The sequence below is a fragment of the Blastococcus sp. SYSU DS0539 genome, from assembly GCF_054050855.1.
Window position 1 is genome coordinate 1 of the sequence record NZ_JBJHAF010000005.1, and the last position, 18,420, is coordinate 18,420.

The window sequence follows — 18,420 nt, forward strand, 5'->3', positions numbered from 1 at the left end:
GAGGCGCCGTCGGGGACGGCGCCTCCGCGCGGGGGGTCAGGCCGATGCGCCGGACAGGGTGACCTCGACGGTGAAGGTCGCGCCCTGGCAGCCGTCGGCGGCCGTCGTCAGCATGGTCAGCGCGCCCGGGACGGTGACGTTGATGCCGACGGAGTTGGCCGGCAGCGTGATCCCGGAGAGGCTGACCGGGCCGGACACCGCCACGTCGGCGGCGGTGCACGTCCGGCCGTCGACCGGCGTCACGGTGACCGCGCCGAAGGTGGCCCCGGTGAGCATCACCGGGAACGGGTTCGGGTTGCTGACCCGGGCGGCGAGGTCCCCGGTGGCTCCCGGGTAGAGCGACGCCGTCGGCGTGCCGGCGGACACGCCCAGCTCCGCGACGGTGGCCGCCTTCGCGGAACCCGGACCCGTACCGTCGACCAGCCAGGACGCCACCGCCACGCTCCCGCCCAGCAGCGCCAGGAAGAGGACGGCGAGGACGCCGATGCGCCTCCGCTTGGTGTTCATGGGACCCCCCACTCGTTGCCTGATGTGACGCAGCACTCGCGCTGCGTCACGACAATGAATAGGGGAGGACGCACTGGTACCGGAAGTGCTGGAGGGGTGAAGTCACCCTTTCGGGGCCGCGGACGACCGTCCGTGGGGGTCCGGGGGCTCTGCTGCGTCGCGGGAGCCGGCGTCACGCCGTGCCGGTCAGGGTGATCGCCACGGTGACGACGGCACCCTGGCAACCCGGCTCAGCCGTGGGGAGCATGCGCAACGCTCCGGGCAGCACGACCGGCACCCCGGTGGCGCCCGGGCGCAGGTCCACCGGCTGGTCGAGCGTCACCGGTCCGCTGCTCACCGCCACGATGCTGCCGGGCGCGCAGGTCCGTCCCTCTGCCGGAGTGACGTCCACCCGGCCCAGGGCGGCGGTGGTCAGCCGGACCGCGGCGGTGCCGAGGTTGCTCGCGGTCGCCGAGACGGCCCCCACCGCGGGAGACGGGTAGCCGGTCGCCGGCTCGGGGTAGAGGGCGCCGGCCGGGGCCCCGTGGGTGATGGTGATCCGGGGCCGGTCCGCCGCCGCCGGGTCGGTGGTCCAGGCGGCCAGGGCCGCACCGCCGGAGAGCAGCACGACGGCGAGGACCTGGGCGATCACGGTGCCGGCACGGGCCACCAGGTTCACGGGTCCTCCTCGGGGTCGGCAGCGGCCGGAGGTCTTCCGGCCGTGCCATCCCCGTCGTCAGCTCCGCGCGGTGGCCTGAGGGATTCCGGAACAGATTCCCCCGAACGCGTGAACGAGCCTTTCCCCGGTGGAGACCACGGTCACACCCCGGTGCCCGGTACCCTCGTCGGCGTGCCACGGGTGATCGTCGACGTCGTCCTGAAGCCGGAGATCTCCGACCCCCAGGGGCAGGCGGTGCTCGGCGCCCTCGGACGGCTCGGCCACGATTCCGTCCGGAGCGTCCGCCAGGGCAAGCACTTCGTGCTCGAGGTCGACGGGACGCCGGACGAGGCCGAGCTGAAGCAGATCGCCGAGACGCTGCTGGCGAACCCGGTCATCGAGGACGTCGAGCTGCACCTCCCCACCGACTGAGAGAGACCGCTGTGCGCATCGGTGTCATCACCTTCCCGGGCTCCCTGGACGACGTCGACGCCGCACGCGCGGTGCGCCTCGCCGGCGGTGAGCCGGTCGGCCTCTGGCACGCCGACCACGACCTGAAGGACGTCGACGCCGTCGTCCTCCCCGGTGGCTTCTCCTACGGCGACTACCTGCGCGCCGGCGCCATCGCGGCCCGCGCCCCCCTGATGCAGGACGTCGTCGACCGCGCGAAGCAGGGCATGCCGGTGCTGGGCATCTGCAACGGCTTCCAGGTGCTCTGCGAGGCGGGCCTGCTGCCCGGCGCGCTGACCCGCAACAGCCACCTGCACTTCCGCAACCGCGACCAGGTGCTGGTCGTCGAGCGCGCCGACACCTCCTGGACGTCCGACTACGCGGCCGGCCAGCGCATCGTCATCCCGGTGAAGAACGGCGAGGGCCGCTACGTGGCCGCCGACGCCGACCTCGACCGGCTCGAGGGCGAGGGTCGCGTGGTGTTCCGCTACGCGGACGGCAACCCGAACGGCAGCTCCCGCGACATCGCCGGCGTCACCAGCGGGGACGGCCGGGTGGTCGGGCTCATGCCGCACCCCGAGCACGCGATCGAGGACCTCACCGGGCCGTCGACCGACGGCCTCGGCTTCTTCACCTCCGTCCTGAAGGCGGTCGTCAGCGCGTGAGCGAGTCAGCAACCGCAGGTCTGAGCGACCTCGACACGGGCCCCGGCCGGCTGGCCAACCGCCTCGACACCGTCGACCTGGCGGCGGGCACGCCCGGCGACGAGCAGCCCTACGCCGAGCTCGGCCTGAAGGCCGACGAGTACGCCCGGATCAAGGAGATCCTCGGCCGGCGGCCGACCACCGCCGAGCTGGCCATGTACTCGGTCATGTGGAGCGAGCACTGCTCGTACAAGTCCTCGAAGGTGCATCTCCGGCGGTTCGGCGACCTGCCGCCCAGCGACGCGCTGCTGGTCGGCATCGGTGAGAACGCCGGCGTCGTCGACGTCGGCGACGGCTACGCGGTCACCTTCAAGGTCGAGAGCCACAACCACCCGAGCTACGTCGAGCCCTACCAGGGCGCGGCCACCGGCGTGGGCGGCATCGTGCGCGACATCCTCACCATGGGCGCCCGACCGATCGCGGTCATGGACTCGCTCCGCTTCGGCCGGGCCGACGCTCCCGACACCGCCCGCGTGCTGCCCGGCGTCGTCGCCGGGGTGGGCGGCTACGGCAACTGCCTGGGCCTGCCCAACATCGGCGGCGAGCTGCTCTTCGACGACTGCTACGCCGGGAACCCGCTGGTCAACGCGCTGTGCGTCGGCGTGATGAGGCACGAGGACGTCCGGCTGGCCAAGGCCGAGGGCGTCGGCAACAAGGTCATCCTGTTCGGCGCCCGGACCGGCGGCGACGGGATCGGCGGGGTCAGCGTGCTGGCCAGCGAGACCTTCGACGCCGAGGGCCCGGCCAAGCGGCCGAGCGTGCAGGTGGGCGACCCGTTCACCGAGAAGCTGCTCATCGAGGCGTGCCTGGAGATCTTCGCCGCCGACCTGGTCACCGGCATCCAGGACCTCGGCGGCGCCGGGCTCTCCTGCGCCACCAGCGAGCTGGCCAGCGCCGGCACCGGCGGCATGCACGTCGACCTGGACACCGTTCCGCTGCGCGACAGCACCCTGACGCCCGCCGAGATCCTGATGAGCGAGTCGCAGGAGCGGATGTGCGCGATCGTCGAGCCGGCCAAGGTCGACGCCTTCCTCGCCGTCTGCGAGAAGTGGGACGTGCTGGCCACCGTCATCGGTGAGGTCACCGACGGCGACCGGCTCACCGTCGACTGGCACGGCGAGCGGATCGTCGACGTCCCGCCGCGCACCGTCGCGCACGAGGGCCCGGTCTACGAGCGCCCGATGGCCCGGCCGCGCGACCTCGACGCGCTGCAGGCCGACGACCCCGCCCGGCTGCCGCGCCCGCAGAGCGGTGCCGAGCTGCAGGCGCACTGGCTCGCCGTCGTCAGCAGCCCGGACGGCGCGGACAAGACCTGGGTCACCGAGCAGTACGACCGGTACGTGCGGGGCAACACCGTGCTGGCCCAGCCCGACGACGCCGGCGTGGTCCGCATCGACGAGGACAGCCACCGCGGCATCGCGCTCTCCCTCGACGGCAACGCCCGCTACGCCCGGCTGGACCCGTACACCGGGGCCCAGCTGAACCTAGCCGAGGCGTACCGCAACGTCGCCGTCTCCGGGGCGAAGCCGCTCGCGGTCACCAACTGCCTGAACTTCGGCTCCCCGGAGGAGCCCGAGGTCATGTGGCAGTTCGCCGAGGCCGTCCGCGGGCTGGCCGACGCCTGCCGCGAGCTGGGCCTCCCGGTCACCGGCGGCAACGTCAGCCTCTACAACCAGACCGGCGACGTCCCCATCAACCCGACCCCGGTCATCGGCGTCCTCGGGGTGCACGAGGACGTGCGCACCCGGGTGCCGTCCGGCTGGCGCGTGCCCGGGGAGACGGTGCTGCTCCTCGGCGAGACCCGGCCCGAGCTGGGTGGCTCGGCCTGGGCGAGCGTGGTGCACGGGCAGCTGGGCGGGCGGCCGCCGGCGGTCGACCTCGCCGCCGAGCGCGCGCTCGGGGACCTGCTGGGCGCGCTCGGCCGGGAGGGCCTGATCAGCTCCGCGCACGACCTGGCCGACGGCGGGCTGGCCCAGGCGCTGGCCGAGTCGGTGCTGCGCCACGGCGTCGGCGCCCGGCTGGAACTCGGGGACGACCCGTTCACCGCGCTGTTCAGCGAGTCGACGGCCCGCGCGGTCATCACGACGTCGGACCCCGGCGGTGTGAAGACGACGGCCGAGTGGGCCGGCGTGGCCGTGACGGAACTCGGGACGACGGGCGGGGACGCGCTCTCCCTCGACGGCGTCCTGGAGCTGCCGCTCGCCGAGCTGCGCGCCGCCTGGAGCGCCACCCTCCCGGCGCTGTTCGGCCGCCCCGAGGACGCGGTCGGCACCGTTCCGGCGGGCACCGTCCCCACCTCCTGATGCCGGCGGCCGCCCCCATCCCGGCCGAGGAGCTGCGCGCCGCCGTCGACCCGGTGCGCGCGTGGCTCGCCGGCGAGGCCGAGCAACCGCCCCGGGCGGTGCTCGGCGCTGCGGTGAAGACGACGGCGCGCTGGCTGGCCCAGCAGGTGCCGGGCCGGTCGGTGGAGCTGCGCGTGCCGCCGCACGTCGCCGTCCAGTGCGTGGCGGGGCCCCGGCACACCCGCGGCACCCCGCCGAACGTCATCGAGACGGACGCGGCGACCTGGCTGCGGCTGGCCACCGGGCAACTCACCTGGGGCGACGCCGTCGCCCAGGGCAGGCTGACCGCCAGCGGCAACCGCGCCGACCTGTCCGCCCACCTCCCGCTGCGCCCCCTGTCGCCCTCCGGGCGACACCGCGGCGATTTGTGCACATAACGCCGCACCGGGCCTCCCGTGGCGGCGGTTTGTGCACATAACGCGGCACTGGGACTCCCGTGGCGGCGGTTCGTGCACGAAACGCCGGGAACGACGACGGCGGGGACCCCGGGAGGGATCCCCGCCGTCGCGGGTGTTCAGCTGGTTCAGCCGCCGAAGAGCGAGCTGGCCGCCTTCACGGTGTTGTAGAGGCCGTACACCAGCGGGACGCCCACCAGCGTCCAGGCGAAGGCGATGAGGCCGGTGGGGGTGTGCGTCGTCGGCTGGTCGCCGGGCGTGGACGCGGGGTGGCTCATCGGACGGTGCTCCTCTCGGGGGCCGCGGCAGCGGTGGGGACGTCGGTGGGCTTGGGCTCCCACCACTTCTCGGCGACCGGCTTGATCAGCAGGTTGGCGACGAAGCCGACGCCCAGCAGCCCGACCATGATGAACAGCGCCGGCCGGTAGTCGCCGGCGACGAGCTCACCCGGGGTGCCGCGGGCGTCCAGGACGCCGTTGATGATCAGCGGACCGGCGATGCCGGCAGCTGCCCACGCGGTGAGCAGCCGGCCGTGGATGGCGCCCACCTGGTAGGTGCCGAAGAGGTCACGCAGGTACGCCGGGACCGTCGCGAACCCACCGCCGTAGAAGCTGATGATGATGGCGGCGGTGACCACGAAGATCCAGGTGGCGGTGCTGCCGAGGGTGGCCAGGATGACGTACAGCACGATGCCGACGCCCAGGTACACCATGTAGATCGGCTTGCGGCCGATGTAGTCCGAGGTCGAGGACCAGACGAATCGGCCACCCATGTTGAACAGCGAGAGCAGCCCGACGAAGCCGGCGGCGGTCGCGGCCGCGACCGCGGAGGTCCCGTTCTCCCGGAAGAAGTCCTGGATCATCGGCGCGGCCTGCTCGAGGATGCCGATGCCGGCGGTCACGTTGCAGAACAGGACGGTCCACAGCAGCCAGAACTGCGGCGTCTTGATCGCGTTGTTGGCCGACACGTTCTCGGTGGTGACGAGGGACTTCTGCTTGACCGACGACGGGTCGAAGCCGTCGGGCCGCCAGTTCGCCGCGGGCACCCGGATGATGAACGCGCCGAACATCATGAAGACCAGGTAGAGCGCGGCCAGCGTCAGGAACAGCAGGGCGACGGCGTTGCCGCCGGGCACCGTGCCGGCGACGGCGGGGTCGTAGTCCGGGTCGTACCAGTTCATCAGCTGGCGGGACAGCGGCGAGGCGATCAGCGCACCGCCACCGAAGCCCATGATCGCCATGCCGGTGGCCAGGCCCGGGCGGTCGGGGAACCACTTGATCAGCGTGGAGACCGGCGAGATGTAGCCGATGCCCAGGCCGATGCCGCCGAGGAAGCCGTAGCCGAGGTAGAGCAACCAGAGCTGCTCGGTGTAGATGCCGAGCGAGCCGACGAGGAAGCCGGACACCCAGAAGACGGCCGAGGTGAACATGGCGGCGCGGGGGCCGTTCTTGTCCACCCAGGTGCCGAACACCGCGGCCGACAGGCCGAGCATCACGATGGCGATCGAGAAGATGATCCCGATCTGGGTGAGGCCGGTGCCGAAGTGCTCGACGAGCGCCACCTTGTAGACACTGGTCGCGTACGCCTGGCCGATGCACAGGTGGACGGCGAGCGCGGCTGGCGGGATCAGCCAGCGGTTGAATCCCGGCCGGGCGACGATGCGCTCACGGGCCAGGAAGCTGGGTACTGCCACGGGGTGTACCTCCGGGGACGGGGACCGTGCGTCCGGGCGAACGCCACCGGGACGCGCACTGTGATATGGGTCGCTATCGGATGGCACCGTACGTCGCCATCGGTGCCATTGCGCGCTCAACGGGCGTCCCGTGATCCACGCGTGACCCCTCCCGCGGGGCGGAAGCGGCCCGGACGCGTCGGCGACCGGCCGCCTAGGCTGCCGGTATGGCGTACGAGGTGCGGGGCGTCGTAGCCCGCGGCAAGGGACAGCCCGTCACGGTCGAGACCATCCTGGTCCCCGATCCCGGTCCGGGTGAGGCGGTCGTGGACGTGCAGGCCTGCGGGGTCTGCCACACCGATCTGCACTACCGCGAGGGCGGCATCAACGACGACTTCCCGTTCCTGCTGGGCCACGAGGCGGCCGGCGTGGTGTCGGCGATCGGCGACGGCGTCACCAACGTCGCCGTCGGTGACTACGTCGTCCTCAACTGGCGGGCCGTCTGCGGCGAGTGCCGCGCCTGCCGCAAGGGGCAGCTGCAGTACTGCTTCAACACCCACAACGCTGCGCAGAAGATGACGCTGGCCGACGGGACGGAGCTCTCCCCGGCGCTGGGCATCGGCGCGTTCGCCGAGAAGACGCTCGTCCACTCCGGCCAGTGCACCAAGGTCGACCCGGCCGCACCCCCGACGGCCGCCGGCCTGCTCGGCTGCGGCGTGATGGCCGGCGTCGGCGCGGCGATCAACACCGGTGCCGTGCAGCGCGGCGAGACGGTCGCCGTGTTCGGCTGCGGTGGCGTCGGTGACGCCGCGATCGCCGGGGCGAAGCTGGCCGGCGCGACGACGATCATCGCCGTCGACATCTCCGACCGGAAGCTGGAGTGGGCCGAGCAGTTCGGCGCCACCCACACGGTCAACTCGAAGGAGACCGACGCCGTCGAGGCGATCAAGGCGCTGACCGGCGGCTTCGGCGTGGACGTCGCGATCGACGCCGTCGGCCACCCGGCGGTGTTCGAGCAGGCGTTCTACGCCCGTGACCTGGCCGGCCGCGTCGTCATGGTCGGCGTCCCGACGCCGGGCATGGAGGTCACCCTGCCGGCCACCGAGATCTTCGGCCGCGGCGGGGCGATCAAGTCCTCCTGGTACGGCGACTGCCTGCCCAGCCGCGACTTCCCGATGCTGGTCGACCTCTACCTGCAGGGGCGGTTCGACCTCGACGCCTTCGTCTCCGAGACGATCGCCCTCGACGACGTCGAACAGGCCTTCGAGAAGATGCACCACGGCGAGGTGCTGCGCTCGGTCGTGGTGTTCGACAAGTGAGCGAGCGTGCGAGCTCACCGATGGACACTGCACCGCGCGGCACGCGCGTGACGAGCGCCAGCGAGGAGGCCGCGTGACCGCGCGGATCGACAAGGTCGTCGTCGCGGGGGTCTTCTCCCTGGACGGCCAGGACTTCGACGTCGAGAACAACGTGTGGCTCGTCGGGAACGACGACGAGGTGCTGGTCATCGACGCCCCGCACGACGCCGCCCCCATCGTCGAGGTGATCGGCGGCCGGAAGGTCACCGCGATCGTGCTGACCCACGGGCACAACGACCACATCACCGCCGCCCCCGCCCTGCGCGAGGCCACCGGCGCCCCGATCTGGTTCAACAGCGACGACCGGATGCTCTGGGACATGACCCACCCGGACACCGCGCCCGACCAGGACCTGCGGGCGGGCACCCGGTTCGACGTCGCCGGCACCCGGCTGGTCGCGCTGCACACGCCGGGCCACTCGCCGGGCAGCACCTGCCTGCACGCGGCCGACCTGCGGACGGTCTTCACCGGGGACACGCTGTTCTGCGGCGGGCCCGGGGCGACCGGGCGGTCGTTCAGCGACCACCCGACGATCGTCAACTCCATCCGGGCGCAGCTGCTCAGCCTGCACGGCGACACCGTCGTGCGGACCGGGCACGGCGAAGACACGACGATCGCCGCGGAGCTGTCGAACGTCCGCTGACCCCGGGCGGGGCGTCGAGCGTCCCGTCGGCCTTGCGCCGGCGGGAGCCCGCAGTCATGGAGCAGTGGTCGCGGACCAGCGCGTCATCGGGGCTCCAGCTCCGCATCGCGTCTCCCCGGTCGACCGCGTACACCGGCGAGTCGGGGGAGCAGCACGGGCTCGACCGGCATGAAGTCGTCGACGTCGACCATGTCCGCGACGACGAAGCCCGGCTTCCCAGCGAGCTCGAGCAGCGGGGTGAGGGCCGATGCCGGTACCCGCTCCGGGTGCAGCACGAGCAGGTTTCCCGGGCGCGTCCCGGCGCTGACCAGGGTGGGCCGGCGCCGGGAGTGACGCGCTCCACCTCCTCGGCAGCGGGCGGAGCCGCCCGCGCCGGTACCCTCGGCGCTGTGCCCCGTGGTGATGGACGGCTGACCCATGACCTCGACCCCCAGTCCCCCGGACCTCAGGACGCCTGCGGCGTCTTCGGTGTCTGGGCGCCGGGGGAGGAGGTCTCGAAGCTGACCTATTTCGGTCTGTACGCCCTCCAGCACCGCGGTCAGGAGGCGGCCGGCATCGCGGTGTCCGACGGCGTCTCGGTCGTCGTCTACAAGGACCTCGGGCTGGTCAGCCAGGTCTTCGACGAACCGACCCTCGGCAGCCTCCGCGGCCACCTCGCCGTCGGCCACACCCGGTACTCGACCACCGGGGCCTCCACGTGGGAGAACGCGCAGCCGACGTTCCGCACCACCGAGGCCGGTACCGGCCTGGCGCTGTGCCACAACGGGAACCTGGTCAACACCGCCGAGCTGGCCAGCAAGGCCGCCGACGCCGGGGTGCCGGGAGCCTTCGTCGCGACGAACGACTCCGACCTGGTCACCGCCCTGATCGCCTCCTACCAGGACCTCTCGGTCGAGGCGGCGGCGATGGAGGTGCTGCCGCAGCTGCGGGGCGCCTTCTCCGTCACGTTCATGGACGAGGACACCCTCTACGCCGCGCGCGACCCGCAGGGGGTCCGTCCGCTGGTGCTCGGCCGGCTCGAGCGCGGCTGGGTCGTGGCCAGCGAGACCGCCGCCCTCGACATCGTCGGCGCCTCGGTGGTCCGCGAGGTCGAGCCCGGCGAGCTGATCGCCATCGACGAGAACGGGCTGCGCAGCCAGCACTTCGCCCCGGCGGAGCCCAAGGGGTGCGTCTTCGAGTACGTCTACCTGGCCCGGCCCGACACCACGATCTCCGGCCGCAGCGTGCACGCGGCGCGGGTGGAGATCGGCCGCCGGCTGGCCAGGGAGCACCCCGCCGAGGCCGACCTGGTCATCCCGGTGCCCGAGTCGGGGACCCCGGCGGCGGTCGGCTACGCCGAGGCGTCGGGCATCCCGTACGGGCTGGGCCTGGTCAAGAACTCCTACGTGGGGCGCACCTTCATCCAGCCCAGCCAGACCATCCGGCAGCTGGGCATCCGGCTCAAGCTCAACCCGCTGCGGGACGTGATCCGCGGCAAGCGGCTGGTCGTCGTCGACGACTCCATCGTGCGCGGCAACACGCAGCGGGCGCTGGTCCGGATGCTGCGCGAGGCCGGGGCGGTCGAGGTGCACGTCCGGATCGCGTCGCCGCCGGTCAAGTGGCCGTGCTTCTACGGCATCGACTTCGCCAGCCGGGCCGAGCTGATCGCCAACGGCCTGGACATCGACGGCGTGCGGGCGTCGGTCAACGCCGACTCGCTCGCCTACGTCTCCGAGCAGGGCCTGATCGCGGCCACCGAGCAGCCGGTCAACCGGCTGTGCACGGCCTGCTTCACCGGCGAGTACCCGATCCCGCTAGGCGCCCCGGAGGTGCTGGGCAAGCACGTCCTCGAGGGCATCGGCCACCGCGCGGTGAGCGGCTGGACCGGGCAGCAGGCCGGCAGCGCCGCGGTTCCCGGCGGCGCCGAGGACGCGCTGAGGCGGCCGTGAGCGAGACGTTCACCTATGCGGCGTCCGGCGTCGACATCGACGCCGGCGAGCGCGCGGTCACCCTGATGCGGTCCGCCGTGGAGCGGACCAACCGGCCCGAGGTCGTGGGCGGGCTCGGCGGCTTCGCGGGGCTGTTCGCCCTCGACACGCAGAAGTACCGCCGGCCCCTGCTGGCCTCCTCCACCGACGGGGTAGGCACGAAGATCGCGCTGGCCCGTCAGCTCGACCGGCACGACACCGTGGGCATCGACCTGGTCGCGATGGTCGTCGACGACCTGGTGGCCTGCGGTGCCGAGCCGCTGTTCCTCCAGGACTACGTCGCCTGCGGCAAGGTCGTGCCGGAGCGGATCGCCGCGATCGTCACCGGCATCGCGGCCGGCTGCACCCAGGCCGGCGCCGCCCTCGTCGGCGGGGAGACCGCCGAGCACGGCGACCTCATGGACGCCGACGAGTACGACCTCGCGGCCACCGCCGTCGGGGTCGTGGAGGCCGACGCCGTCCTCGGCCCGGAACGGGTACGCAGCGGGGACGTCGTCGTGGCGATGGCCTCCTCCGGCTTCCACTCCAACGGCTACTCGCTGGTGCGGCGGGTGGTCGCCGCCGCGGGGCTGGACCTCGCCGCCACCCCCGCCGGGCTGGACCGCCCCCTGGGCGACGTGCTGCTCGAGCCGACCCGCATCTACGCCCTGGACTGCCTGGCGCTGGTGGCCGACCTCGGCGTGGAGTCGGTGCACGCCTACGCGCACATCACCGGCGGCGGGCTCGCCGGCAACACCGCGCGGGTGGTCCCCGAGGGGCTGCAGGCCGTGCTCGACCGCGGTACCTGGGCGCTACCGGCCGCGGTGCGGCTGATGGAGGAGCACGGCGTGCCGCGGGCGGAGTCCGAGCGCGCCTTCAACTGCGGCGTCGGCATGGTCGCCGCCGTCGCTCCCGAGCACGCCGACGCCGCCGTCGCCCTGCTCGCCGCGCGCGGGGTGCCCGCGTGGATCGCCGGCACCCTGCGGGACCGCGACGACGCGGTGGCGCCGGCCGCCGAGCTGACCGGCTCCTACCGCTGACCTGACCGCGCGGCGGTCCCGGCGCCACGGCCCGAGACCCGCCCGACACCACGACACCGACCCGCCCGACACCACGACACCGCTGCCCCGGAGGGTCGCGGTGTCGTGGTGCTCGGACGGAGGATCAGCCGGTCAGCGGCTGGCCGCCCAGTCGTCGTCGGAGTCGTCGTCCGCCCAACGGTCGGCGTACGTGTCGTCCTCGTCCTCGTCGTCGTCCTCGGCCGCGCTGGGCGCGGTGTAGGTCGACGACGAACCGGCCAGCTCGCGCTGAAGCGCGGTGAGGTCGGTGTTCGGTGAGCTGTACTTGAGCTCACGGGCCACGCGTGTCTGCTTGGCCTTCGCTCGGCCGCGCCCCATCGGCTCGACCCCCTCGTTACGGAGTGCGGTGGACCAGCCAAGCGGCTGATGCGGCCCGCGTGGCGACCCCGACTGAGTGACTATGTCTCGGACAACATTACGACACGGATCGGCGGCGGGCACATGCCCTCCCCCAACGGGTGCTGCGCGACCCGCCGTCGGTCAGCGGGGGAGCCGGATCGTGGCCAGCCGGCCGACCGTCCGGATCCGCTCCTCGGCCAGCCGATCGGCCGCCACGGCGGGCGAGACGCCCTCGGCGTCGGCCAGGGCGAACACCCGCAGCGCCACGCCGAAGATGCCAGAGGCCTTCGCCCGGGCGCGGTCGAAGGAGAAGCCGTGCCGCTCGTCCTCCACCTGGATGACGCCGCCGGCGTTGACGAGGAAGTCCGGGGCGTAGAGGACGCCGCGCTCGCGCAGCCGGTCGGCCATCTCCGGGGTGGCGAGCTGGTTGTTGGCCCCGCCGCAGACCACGCGCCCGGGCAGCACCGCGACCGTCTCCTCGTCCAGCGCCCCGCCCAGCGCGCACGGCGCGTAGACGTCGTGCGGCGTCCGCACCAGGGCCGCGGTGTCGTCGACCGCGCGCACCTCCGGGTGGCGAGCCTGCAGGCGCTCCACGGCGGCCGGGTCCACGTCGGTGACGACCACGTCCGCGCCGTCGTCGACGAGGTGGCCCACCAGCCAGGACCCCACCTTCCCCACGCCGGCCACCGCGACCGTGCGCCCGGCGAGCGACGGGGAGCCCCAGCAGTGCTGCGCGGCCGCCCGCATGCCCTGGAAGACCCCGTAGGCGGTCAGCACCGAGGAGTCGCCGCAGCCCCCGTAGGCCTCGGACCGGCCGTGGGCGAACCGGGTCTCCCGCGCGACGACGTCGAGGTCGGCGTTGTACGTGCCGACGTCGCAGGCGGTGAGGTAGCGCCCGCCCAGCGATTCGACGAACCGGCCGTAGGCGCGCAGCAGCGCCTCGGTCTTGTCGGTGCGCGGATCGCCGATGATCACCGCCTTGCCGCCGCCGAGGTCGAGGCCGGCCAGGCTGTTCTTGTACGACATGGCGGCCGACAGCCGCAGCGCGTCGGCGACGGCGGCGTCCTCGTCGGCGTAGGGGTAGAAGCGCGTGCCCCCGAGCGCCGGCCCGAGGGCCGTGGAGTGGATCGCGATGATCGCCCGCAGCCCCGACTCGGGGTCGCTGCAGAACACGACCTGTTCATGACCGGATGCCAGGACGTCCACGACTGGAGCGTAGAACGCCCGGAGGCCGGTGCCCCGTCGGCGGAGAGCGGCCGCGTCGCCACCCTCGACGGCGCCGACGGCGGGCGGGAGGGGCATGATCCTGGGCGGACCGAACGCGCGGGCCCGGGCCCCGCGAGCACAGGAGGACTCTCGATGGCCGCACCCAAGCGTCTGCTGGCACTCGCCGTGGCCGCGCCCCTGCTCCTCGCCGCCTGCACCACGGACGGGGGTGGCGGCGGCAGCGACGGCGGATCCGGCGACGCCGCGGCGGGCGGCGGCGGCGACCTCGCCTTCTCGGTGATCACGCACGGCTCGGCCGGTGACGCGTTCTGGGACGTGGTGCAGAACGGTGCCCAGGCCGCCGGGGAGGACCTCGGGATCGACGTCGACTACCAGAGCGACGGCGACCCGCAGCGGCAGGCGCAGCTGATCGAGGCCGCGGTGAACCAGGACGTGGACGGCATCGTCGTCTCGATGGCGAACCCCGACGCGCTGCAGGCCTCCATCGAGGAGGCGGTCGAGGCCGGGATCCCGGTCGTCACCATCAACTCCGGTGCCGACCGGTCCACCGAGTTCGGCGCGATCGGCCACGTCGGGCAGGAGGAGCGGGTCGCCGGCCAGGGGGCCGGGCAGCGGCTCGCCGAGGACGGGGCCCAGAACGTGGCCTGCGTCATCCACGAGGCGGGGAACATCGGCCTGGAGCAGCGCTGCGCCGGGGCGGCGGAGGCGCTGGGCGGCGAGATCACCCCCGTGCAGGTGGACATCAACGACCTGCCGGGGGCGCAGTCGACCATCACGTCCCAGCTGCAGAGCGACCCGACCATCGACGCGGTCCTCGCGCTCAACTCGGCCGTGGCGGCCGTCGCCGTGGAGGCCGCCCAGGACGCCGGCTCCGAGGCGCAGGTGGCCACGTTCGACCTCAACGAGGACGTGATCGAGGGCATCCAGGCCGGCGACATCGCCTTCGCCGTCGACCAGCAGCAGTACGAGCAGGGCTACCTGCCGATCGTGATGCTCCAGCTGTACGTCGAGAACCTGAACACCGTCGGTGGTGGCCAGCCCGTGCTCACCGGACCGGCGATCGTCGACGCCGAGAACGTCGACGCGATCGCCGACCTGGCCACGGCCGGCACGCGCTGAGCACCCGGGAGGCCGCCGCCCCCACGGAGCCGCGCGGCGACGAACGGCTGGGCTCAGCCGGACCGCTGCGCCGGCTGCTGGTCAAGCCGGAGCTGGGCGCGCTGGTGGGCGCGGTCGCGGTGTTCACCTTCTTCGCCGCCCAGTCCGAGGTGTTCCGGTCACCCCGGGGCATCGCCAACTGGCTCGACCCGGCGTCGACGCTGGGGATCATGGCGGTCGCGGTCGCGCTGCTCATGATCGGCGGTCACTTCGACCTCTCCGCCGGGGTGATGACCGGGACCACCGCGCTCACCGTCGGCATCGTCGCCGTCGAGTTCCGGCAGAACCTGTGGGTGGCCATCGGCGTCGCGCTCGTGGTGGCGCTCGCGATCGGCTTCTTCAACGGCTGGCTGGTCACGCGCACCGGGCTGCCGAGCTTCATCATCACGCTCGGCACCTTCCTCATGCTCCAGGGGCTGAACCTGGGGCTGACGAAGCTGTTCACCGACACGGTCACCGTCGGCGGCATCGACGACGTGCCGGGGTACGCCGCGGCGGAGTGGGTGTTCGCCTCACGCGTGGAGATCCTGGGCGCGCCGATCCGGGTGGCGGTGCTGTGGTGGCTGCTGTTCACGGCCCTGGCGACCTGGGTGCTGCTGCGCACCCGCTTCGGCAACTGGATCTTCGCCACCGGGGGTGACGAGGTGGCCGCCCGCAACGTCGGCGTGCCCGCGCGGCGCACCACGATCGCCCTGTTCATGACGACGGCGGCCGCGGCGTGGTTCGTCGGCACCACCCTCGCCGTCCGGCTGACCTCGGTGCAGGCCAACACCGGCATCGGCCAGGAGCTGATCTACATCGTGGCCGCGGTCATCGGAGGATGCCTGCTCACCGGCGGTTTCGGCTCGGCCGTCGGGGCCGCCCTCGGCGCGCTGATCTTCGGGATGACCCAGCTGGGCATCCCGTACCTGCGCTGGGACGCCGACTGGTTCTACTTCTTCCTCGGGGCCATGCTGCTGCTCGCCGTCCTCGCCAACCGGCTGGTCCGCCGCTCCGCCGAGGCGACGCGGCGATGACCGGCTCCCGGGACGGCGCCCCGCCGCTGCTGCAGCTGACCGACGTCGGCAAGGACTACGGGTCGGTCATCGCCCTCGACGGCGTCAGCACCACCGTGCGCGCCGGGGAGGTCACCTGCGTGCTGGGGGACAACGGCGCGGGCAAGTCGACCCTGATCAAGATCCTCTCCGGGGTGCACCGGGCGGACCGCGGGACGATGCTGCTCGACGGGCGGCCGGCGGACTTCGGGTCACCGCGCGAGGCGCTCGACGCCGGGATCGCCACCGTCTACCAGGACCTGGCGATGATCCCGCTGATCTCGATCTGGCGGAACTTCTTCCTCGGTGCGGAGCCCACCCGCGGGCGGGGGCCGTTCCGCCGGTTCGACGTGGCGCGTGCCAAGGAGACCACCCGCCGGGAACTGGCCGCGATGGGCATCGACATCCGCGACCCCGACCAGCCCGTCGGCACGCTCTCCGGCGGGGAGCGCCAGTCGGTGGCGATCGCCCGGGCGGTGCACTTCGGCGCCCGGGTGCTGATCCTGGACGAGCCGACCTCGGCCCTCGGCGTGAAGCAGGCCGGCGTGGTCCTGCGCTACGTCGCGCAGGCGCGGGACCGCGGGGTGGGCGTCGTGCTGATCACGCACAACCCGCACCACGCGCACCCCGTCGGCGACCGGTTCCTCGTGCTCAACCGGGGGCGGAGCATGGGTGAGTTCGCCAAGGCCGACATCAGCCGGGACCAGCTCACCCGGCTGATGGCCGGCGGGGCGGAGCTGGACGCGCTCAGCCACGAGCTGGAGCGGCCGGGAGGCTGACCCGGGGGCGGTCGCCGACCCGTCGTGTCGACATACCTACCGTGACGAGACGGTCGCTGACCGTTCTATCTACGGCGCGGCGGGAATCCCGCGTGTTGCCTTTGTGACTCCGGGTGACAGTGGGACCGTTCGCGGGCCACACCGCCCACCCTCTTCCCCAGGGAGCGAGCACATGTCCCAGCGCCGTCCGTCCGGACCGGCGACTCCGGGGGGCCGCACCTGCCGGCCCGTCGCGGGCCGCTCTCCCCGACCGCTCCGCACCGCCCTGCTCGGCGTCCTGGCCGGCGCGACGCTGCTGGTCACGGCCGTCCCCGCCGTCGCGGTCCCCGCGCCGCCCCCCAACCCCAGTGACAGCCAGATCGGCGAGGCGCAGGGCAAGCAGGCGGCCGCGGCCGCCGAGGTCGGCCGCATCGCCGGGCTCGTCGCGGAGGCCGAGTCCGAGCTCGAGCGGGTGGGCATCCAGGCCGAGGCCGCCGGAACCGCCTACCTCGTCGCCGAGGAGGAGCTGGCGCTCGCCCAGGAGGCCGCCGACCGCGCCGCCGCCGAGCTCCGGGCCGCCGACGAGGCGGTCACCGCGGCCGAGGTGCGGATCGCCGCGTTCTCCCGGGACAGCTACATGAACGGCTCCTCGCTGTCCAGCTCGGCGGCGCTGCTGGACTCCGAGGGGCCCGGGGAGCTGATCCAGCGGGCCGCGATGCTCGACTACGTGGCCGCCAACCAGCTCGACGTCCTCGGCGAGCTCGAGGTGGCGCGGGTCCGGCAGGCCAACGCCGACTCGACGGCCCGCGCCACGCGGGACGAGCGGGCCGCGGCGGAGGACGCCGCGCAGGCGGCCAAGGAGGCCGCGGACGCGCAGCTCGCCGCCCAGCAGGCCGCCTACGTGGAGATCGAGAGGCAGAAGGCGCAGTACGAGGAGCAGCTGCAGGCCGCGCAGATCCACCTGCTCGAGCTCCAGGGAGCCCGGAACGCCTACCAGCAGTGGGTCGCCCAGAAGGAGGCCGAGGAGGCCGCGGCCCGGGCGGCCGCCGAGCGCGCCGCGCGCGAGGCCGAGGCGGCGGCCGAGGCGGCCCGCAACGCCGCCACCAGCGGCGGCAGCGGGAGCGGCGGCGACAGCAGCAGCAGCGGCGGTAGCAGCGGTGGCGGCGTCAGCGGCGGCGGGTACGTCAAGCCCACGTCGGGCCGCGTGTCCAGCTGCTACGGCTGGCGCTGGGGCGCCCTGCACGGGGGCGTGGACATCGCCGCCCCCATCGGCACGCCGATCTACGCGGCGACCAGCGGCGTGGTGCGCCGCGCCGGCACGGCCTCCGGCTTCGGCTACGCCGTCTACATCGAGGGTGACGACGGCGCCGTGACCGTCTACGGCCACGTCAACCGGTACTTCGTGTCCGTCGGCGAGCGGGTGGTGGCCGGCGAGCGGATCGCGGAGGTCGGCAACCGCGGGCAGTCCACCGGACCGCACCTGCACTTCGAGGTCCACCCGAGCGGCCGGATGTACGGCGGCCACGTCGACCCGGTCCCGTGGCTCAACGCCCGCGGCGTCCGGGTCGGAGGCTGCGGCGGCTGAGGGGGGCCTCAGGTGGACGGAGCGGTCTCCCCGGTGGGCGGCTGGATGCCGCACTCGTCGACGAGGTAGTTCTGCACGTTCGTCGAGGCCTCGTTCAGCTCCTGCTCCAGCGGGGCGAGCCGCTGCTCCAGGGTGGCCAGCGCGTTCGGATCGGTGAGGTCGACGTCCTGCAGCGTCGAGGCGAACCGCTCGGCGCCGTCGGCCAGGGCGTTCCAGTCCGGGGCCAGCTCGGCGGGCGCCTCGATGCTGCGGATCTCCTCCGCCGCCTCCCGGAAGATCTGCGGCAGGCCGCGCGGGTCACCGGCCGCGCCGGCGCTGCCGGTGAGCCGCTCCTGGATGCTCGTCGCCTCCCTGCAGAACCGGGAGCCGGCGTCCTCGGACCCGGTGTCCTCGGCGGGCGAGGTCTCCGGAGCCGTCGTCTCCGGAGCCGACGTCTCCGTAGCCGAGGCCGAGGTCTCCTCCGACGCGGTGGTGTCCCCGTCGTCGGAGCTCCCGCAGCCGGTGACCAGGACGAGGGCGACGGCCGCCGGGACGAACCCGGAGCGGACGAGGGATCGGCGCATGGCCGGAGGGTAGCCGCCGGATG

Annotated in this window: 20 protein-coding genes; 12 read left to right on the forward strand and 8 right to left on the reverse strand. The window is 73.4% G+C overall.

Features of this window, described 5'->3' with window-relative positions:
• Positions 1-36: 36 nt before the first annotated feature.
• Both ACI790_RS07670 and ACI790_RS07675 read right to left on the reverse strand, forming a co-directional pair.
• Positions 37-507 (reverse strand): hypothetical protein, encoded by a 471-nt coding sequence (locus ACI790_RS07670; protein WP_456569199.1) that lies wholly within the window; start codon positions 505-507, stop codon positions 37-39.
• Between the two features lie 172 nt (positions 508-679).
• A complete protein-coding gene (locus tag ACI790_RS07675; RefSeq protein ID WP_456569200.1) occupies positions 680-1,165 on the reverse strand; it encodes a hypothetical protein in 486 nt (161 codons plus the stop codon).
• A 171-nt stretch (positions 1,166-1,336) separates the two neighbouring features.
• On the opposite strand from ACI790_RS07675, the gene purS reads away from it, so the two are divergent.
• Genes purS through ACI790_RS07695 form a run of 4 tightly spaced genes read left to right on the forward strand, consistent with a single transcriptional unit; the run spans position 1,337 to position 5,017 of the window.
• Positions 1,337-1,576 carry a phosphoribosylformylglycinamidine synthase subunit PurS gene (gene purS, locus ACI790_RS07680; protein ID WP_456569201.1) on the forward strand — a complete coding sequence of 80 codons (240 nt, stop codon included), beginning with the start codon at positions 1,337-1,339 and terminating at the stop codon, positions 1,574-1,576.
• Between the two features lie 11 nt (positions 1,577-1,587).
• Entirely contained in the window at positions 1,588-2,259 is a 672-nt protein-coding gene (gene purQ, locus ACI790_RS07685; RefSeq protein WP_456569202.1) for a phosphoribosylformylglycinamidine synthase subunit PurQ, read from the forward strand.
• The gene (gene purL / locus ACI790_RS07690; protein ID WP_456569203.1) at positions 2,256-4,601 is read left to right on the forward strand and encodes a phosphoribosylformylglycinamidine synthase subunit PurL; all 2,346 of its coding nucleotides are present in this window, start codon (positions 2,256-2,258) and stop codon (positions 4,599-4,601) included. The genes purQ and purL overlap by 4 nt, the downstream gene beginning before the upstream one ends.
• The gene (locus ACI790_RS07695) at positions 4,601-5,017 is read left to right on the forward strand and encodes a sterol carrier family protein (RefSeq protein WP_456569204.1); all 417 of its coding nucleotides are present in this window, start codon (positions 4,601-4,603) and stop codon (positions 5,015-5,017) included. The genes purL and ACI790_RS07695 overlap by 1 nt, the downstream gene beginning before the upstream one ends.
• Positions 5,018-5,163: 146 nt before the next feature.
• Here ACI790_RS07695 and ACI790_RS07700 read toward each other — a convergent pair whose 3' ends face one another.
• Both ACI790_RS07700 and ACI790_RS07705 read right to left on the reverse strand, forming a co-directional pair.
• Complete coding sequence (locus ACI790_RS07700; RefSeq protein ID WP_456569205.1) at positions 5,164-5,313, reverse strand: MFS transporter small subunit; 150 nt, start codon at positions 5,311-5,313, stop codon at positions 5,164-5,166.
• Entirely contained in the window at positions 5,310-6,728 is a 1,419-nt protein-coding gene (locus ACI790_RS07705) for an OFA family MFS transporter (RefSeq protein ID WP_456569206.1), read from the reverse strand. The genes ACI790_RS07700 and ACI790_RS07705 overlap by 4 nt, the downstream gene beginning before the upstream one ends.
• Before the next feature lie 206 nt (positions 6,729-6,934).
• Between ACI790_RS07705 and ACI790_RS07710 the strand changes: the two genes are divergently transcribed.
• Both ACI790_RS07710 and ACI790_RS07715 read left to right on the forward strand, forming a co-directional pair.
• The gene (locus ACI790_RS07710; RefSeq protein ID WP_456569207.1) at positions 6,935-8,026 is read left to right on the forward strand and encodes an S-(hydroxymethyl)mycothiol dehydrogenase; all 1,092 of its coding nucleotides are present in this window, start codon (positions 6,935-6,937) and stop codon (positions 8,024-8,026) included.
• A 73-nt stretch (positions 8,027-8,099) separates the two neighbouring features.
• On the forward strand, positions 8,100-8,708 hold the full coding sequence (locus ACI790_RS07715; RefSeq protein ID WP_456569208.1) for an MBL fold metallo-hydrolase: 609 nt from the start codon (positions 8,100-8,102) through the stop codon (positions 8,706-8,708).
• An 83-nt stretch (positions 8,709-8,791) separates the two neighbouring features.
• On the opposite strand, the gene ACI790_RS07720 is transcribed toward ACI790_RS07715, so the two are convergent.
• Entirely contained in the window at positions 8,792-9,127 is a 336-nt protein-coding gene (locus ACI790_RS07720; RefSeq protein ID WP_456569209.1) for a DUF5701 family protein, read from the reverse strand.
• On the opposite strand from ACI790_RS07720, the gene purF reads away from it, so the two are divergent.
• A complete protein-coding gene (purF, locus tag ACI790_RS07725; RefSeq protein WP_456569210.1) occupies positions 9,098-10,636 on the forward strand; it encodes an amidophosphoribosyltransferase in 1,539 nt (512 codons plus the stop codon). The two genes, ACI790_RS07720 and purF, sit on opposite strands and share 30 nt — an antisense overlap.
• Positions 10,633-11,694 carry a phosphoribosylformylglycinamidine cyclo-ligase gene (gene purM / locus ACI790_RS07730; RefSeq protein WP_456569211.1) on the forward strand — a complete coding sequence of 354 codons (1,062 nt, stop codon included), beginning with the start codon at positions 10,633-10,635 and terminating at the stop codon, positions 11,692-11,694. The genes purF and purM overlap by 4 nt, the downstream gene beginning before the upstream one ends.
• A 132-nt stretch (positions 11,695-11,826) precedes the next feature.
• Here purM and ACI790_RS07735 read toward each other — a convergent pair whose 3' ends face one another.
• Positions 11,827-12,051, reverse strand: coding sequence for a DUF3073 domain-containing protein (locus ACI790_RS07735; protein ID WP_456569212.1), 225 nt, complete (start codon positions 12,049-12,051; stop codon positions 11,827-11,829).
• 162 nt (positions 12,052-12,213) lie between these two features.
• Complete coding sequence (locus ACI790_RS07740; RefSeq protein ID WP_456569213.1) at positions 12,214-13,278, reverse strand: Glu/Leu/Phe/Val family dehydrogenase; 1,065 nt, start codon at positions 13,276-13,278, stop codon at positions 12,214-12,216.
• A gap of 153 nt (positions 13,279-13,431) precedes the next feature.
• Between ACI790_RS07740 and ACI790_RS07745 the strand changes: the two genes are divergently transcribed.
• From ACI790_RS07745 to ACI790_RS07760, 4 genes are all read left to right on the forward strand, one after another.
• Positions 13,432-14,418: a sugar ABC transporter substrate-binding protein gene (locus ACI790_RS07745; RefSeq protein WP_456569214.1), complete on the forward strand. Its 987-nt coding sequence runs from the start codon at positions 13,432-13,434 to the stop codon at positions 14,416-14,418.
• 104 nt (positions 14,419-14,522) lie between these two features.
• Positions 14,523-15,473, forward strand: coding sequence for an ABC transporter permease (locus tag ACI790_RS07750; RefSeq protein WP_456569215.1), 951 nt, complete (start codon positions 14,523-14,525; stop codon positions 15,471-15,473).
• The gene (locus tag ACI790_RS07755) at positions 15,470-16,270 is read left to right on the forward strand and encodes an ATP-binding cassette domain-containing protein (RefSeq protein WP_456569216.1); all 801 of its coding nucleotides are present in this window, start codon (positions 15,470-15,472) and stop codon (positions 16,268-16,270) included. The genes ACI790_RS07750 and ACI790_RS07755 overlap by 4 nt, the downstream gene beginning before the upstream one ends.
• Positions 16,271-16,442: 172 nt before the next feature.
• Positions 16,443-17,834 carry a M23 family metallopeptidase gene (locus ACI790_RS07760; RefSeq protein ID WP_456569217.1) on the forward strand — a complete coding sequence of 464 codons (1,392 nt, stop codon included), beginning with the start codon at positions 16,443-16,445 and terminating at the stop codon, positions 17,832-17,834.
• A gap of 8 nt (positions 17,835-17,842) precedes the next feature.
• Here the strand turns inward: ACI790_RS07760 and ACI790_RS07765 are convergent, their stop codons facing one another.
• Positions 17,843-18,397, reverse strand: coding sequence for a hypothetical protein (locus ACI790_RS07765; protein WP_456569218.1), 555 nt, complete (start codon positions 18,395-18,397; stop codon positions 17,843-17,845).
• Positions 18,398-18,420 lie beyond the last annotated feature (23 nt).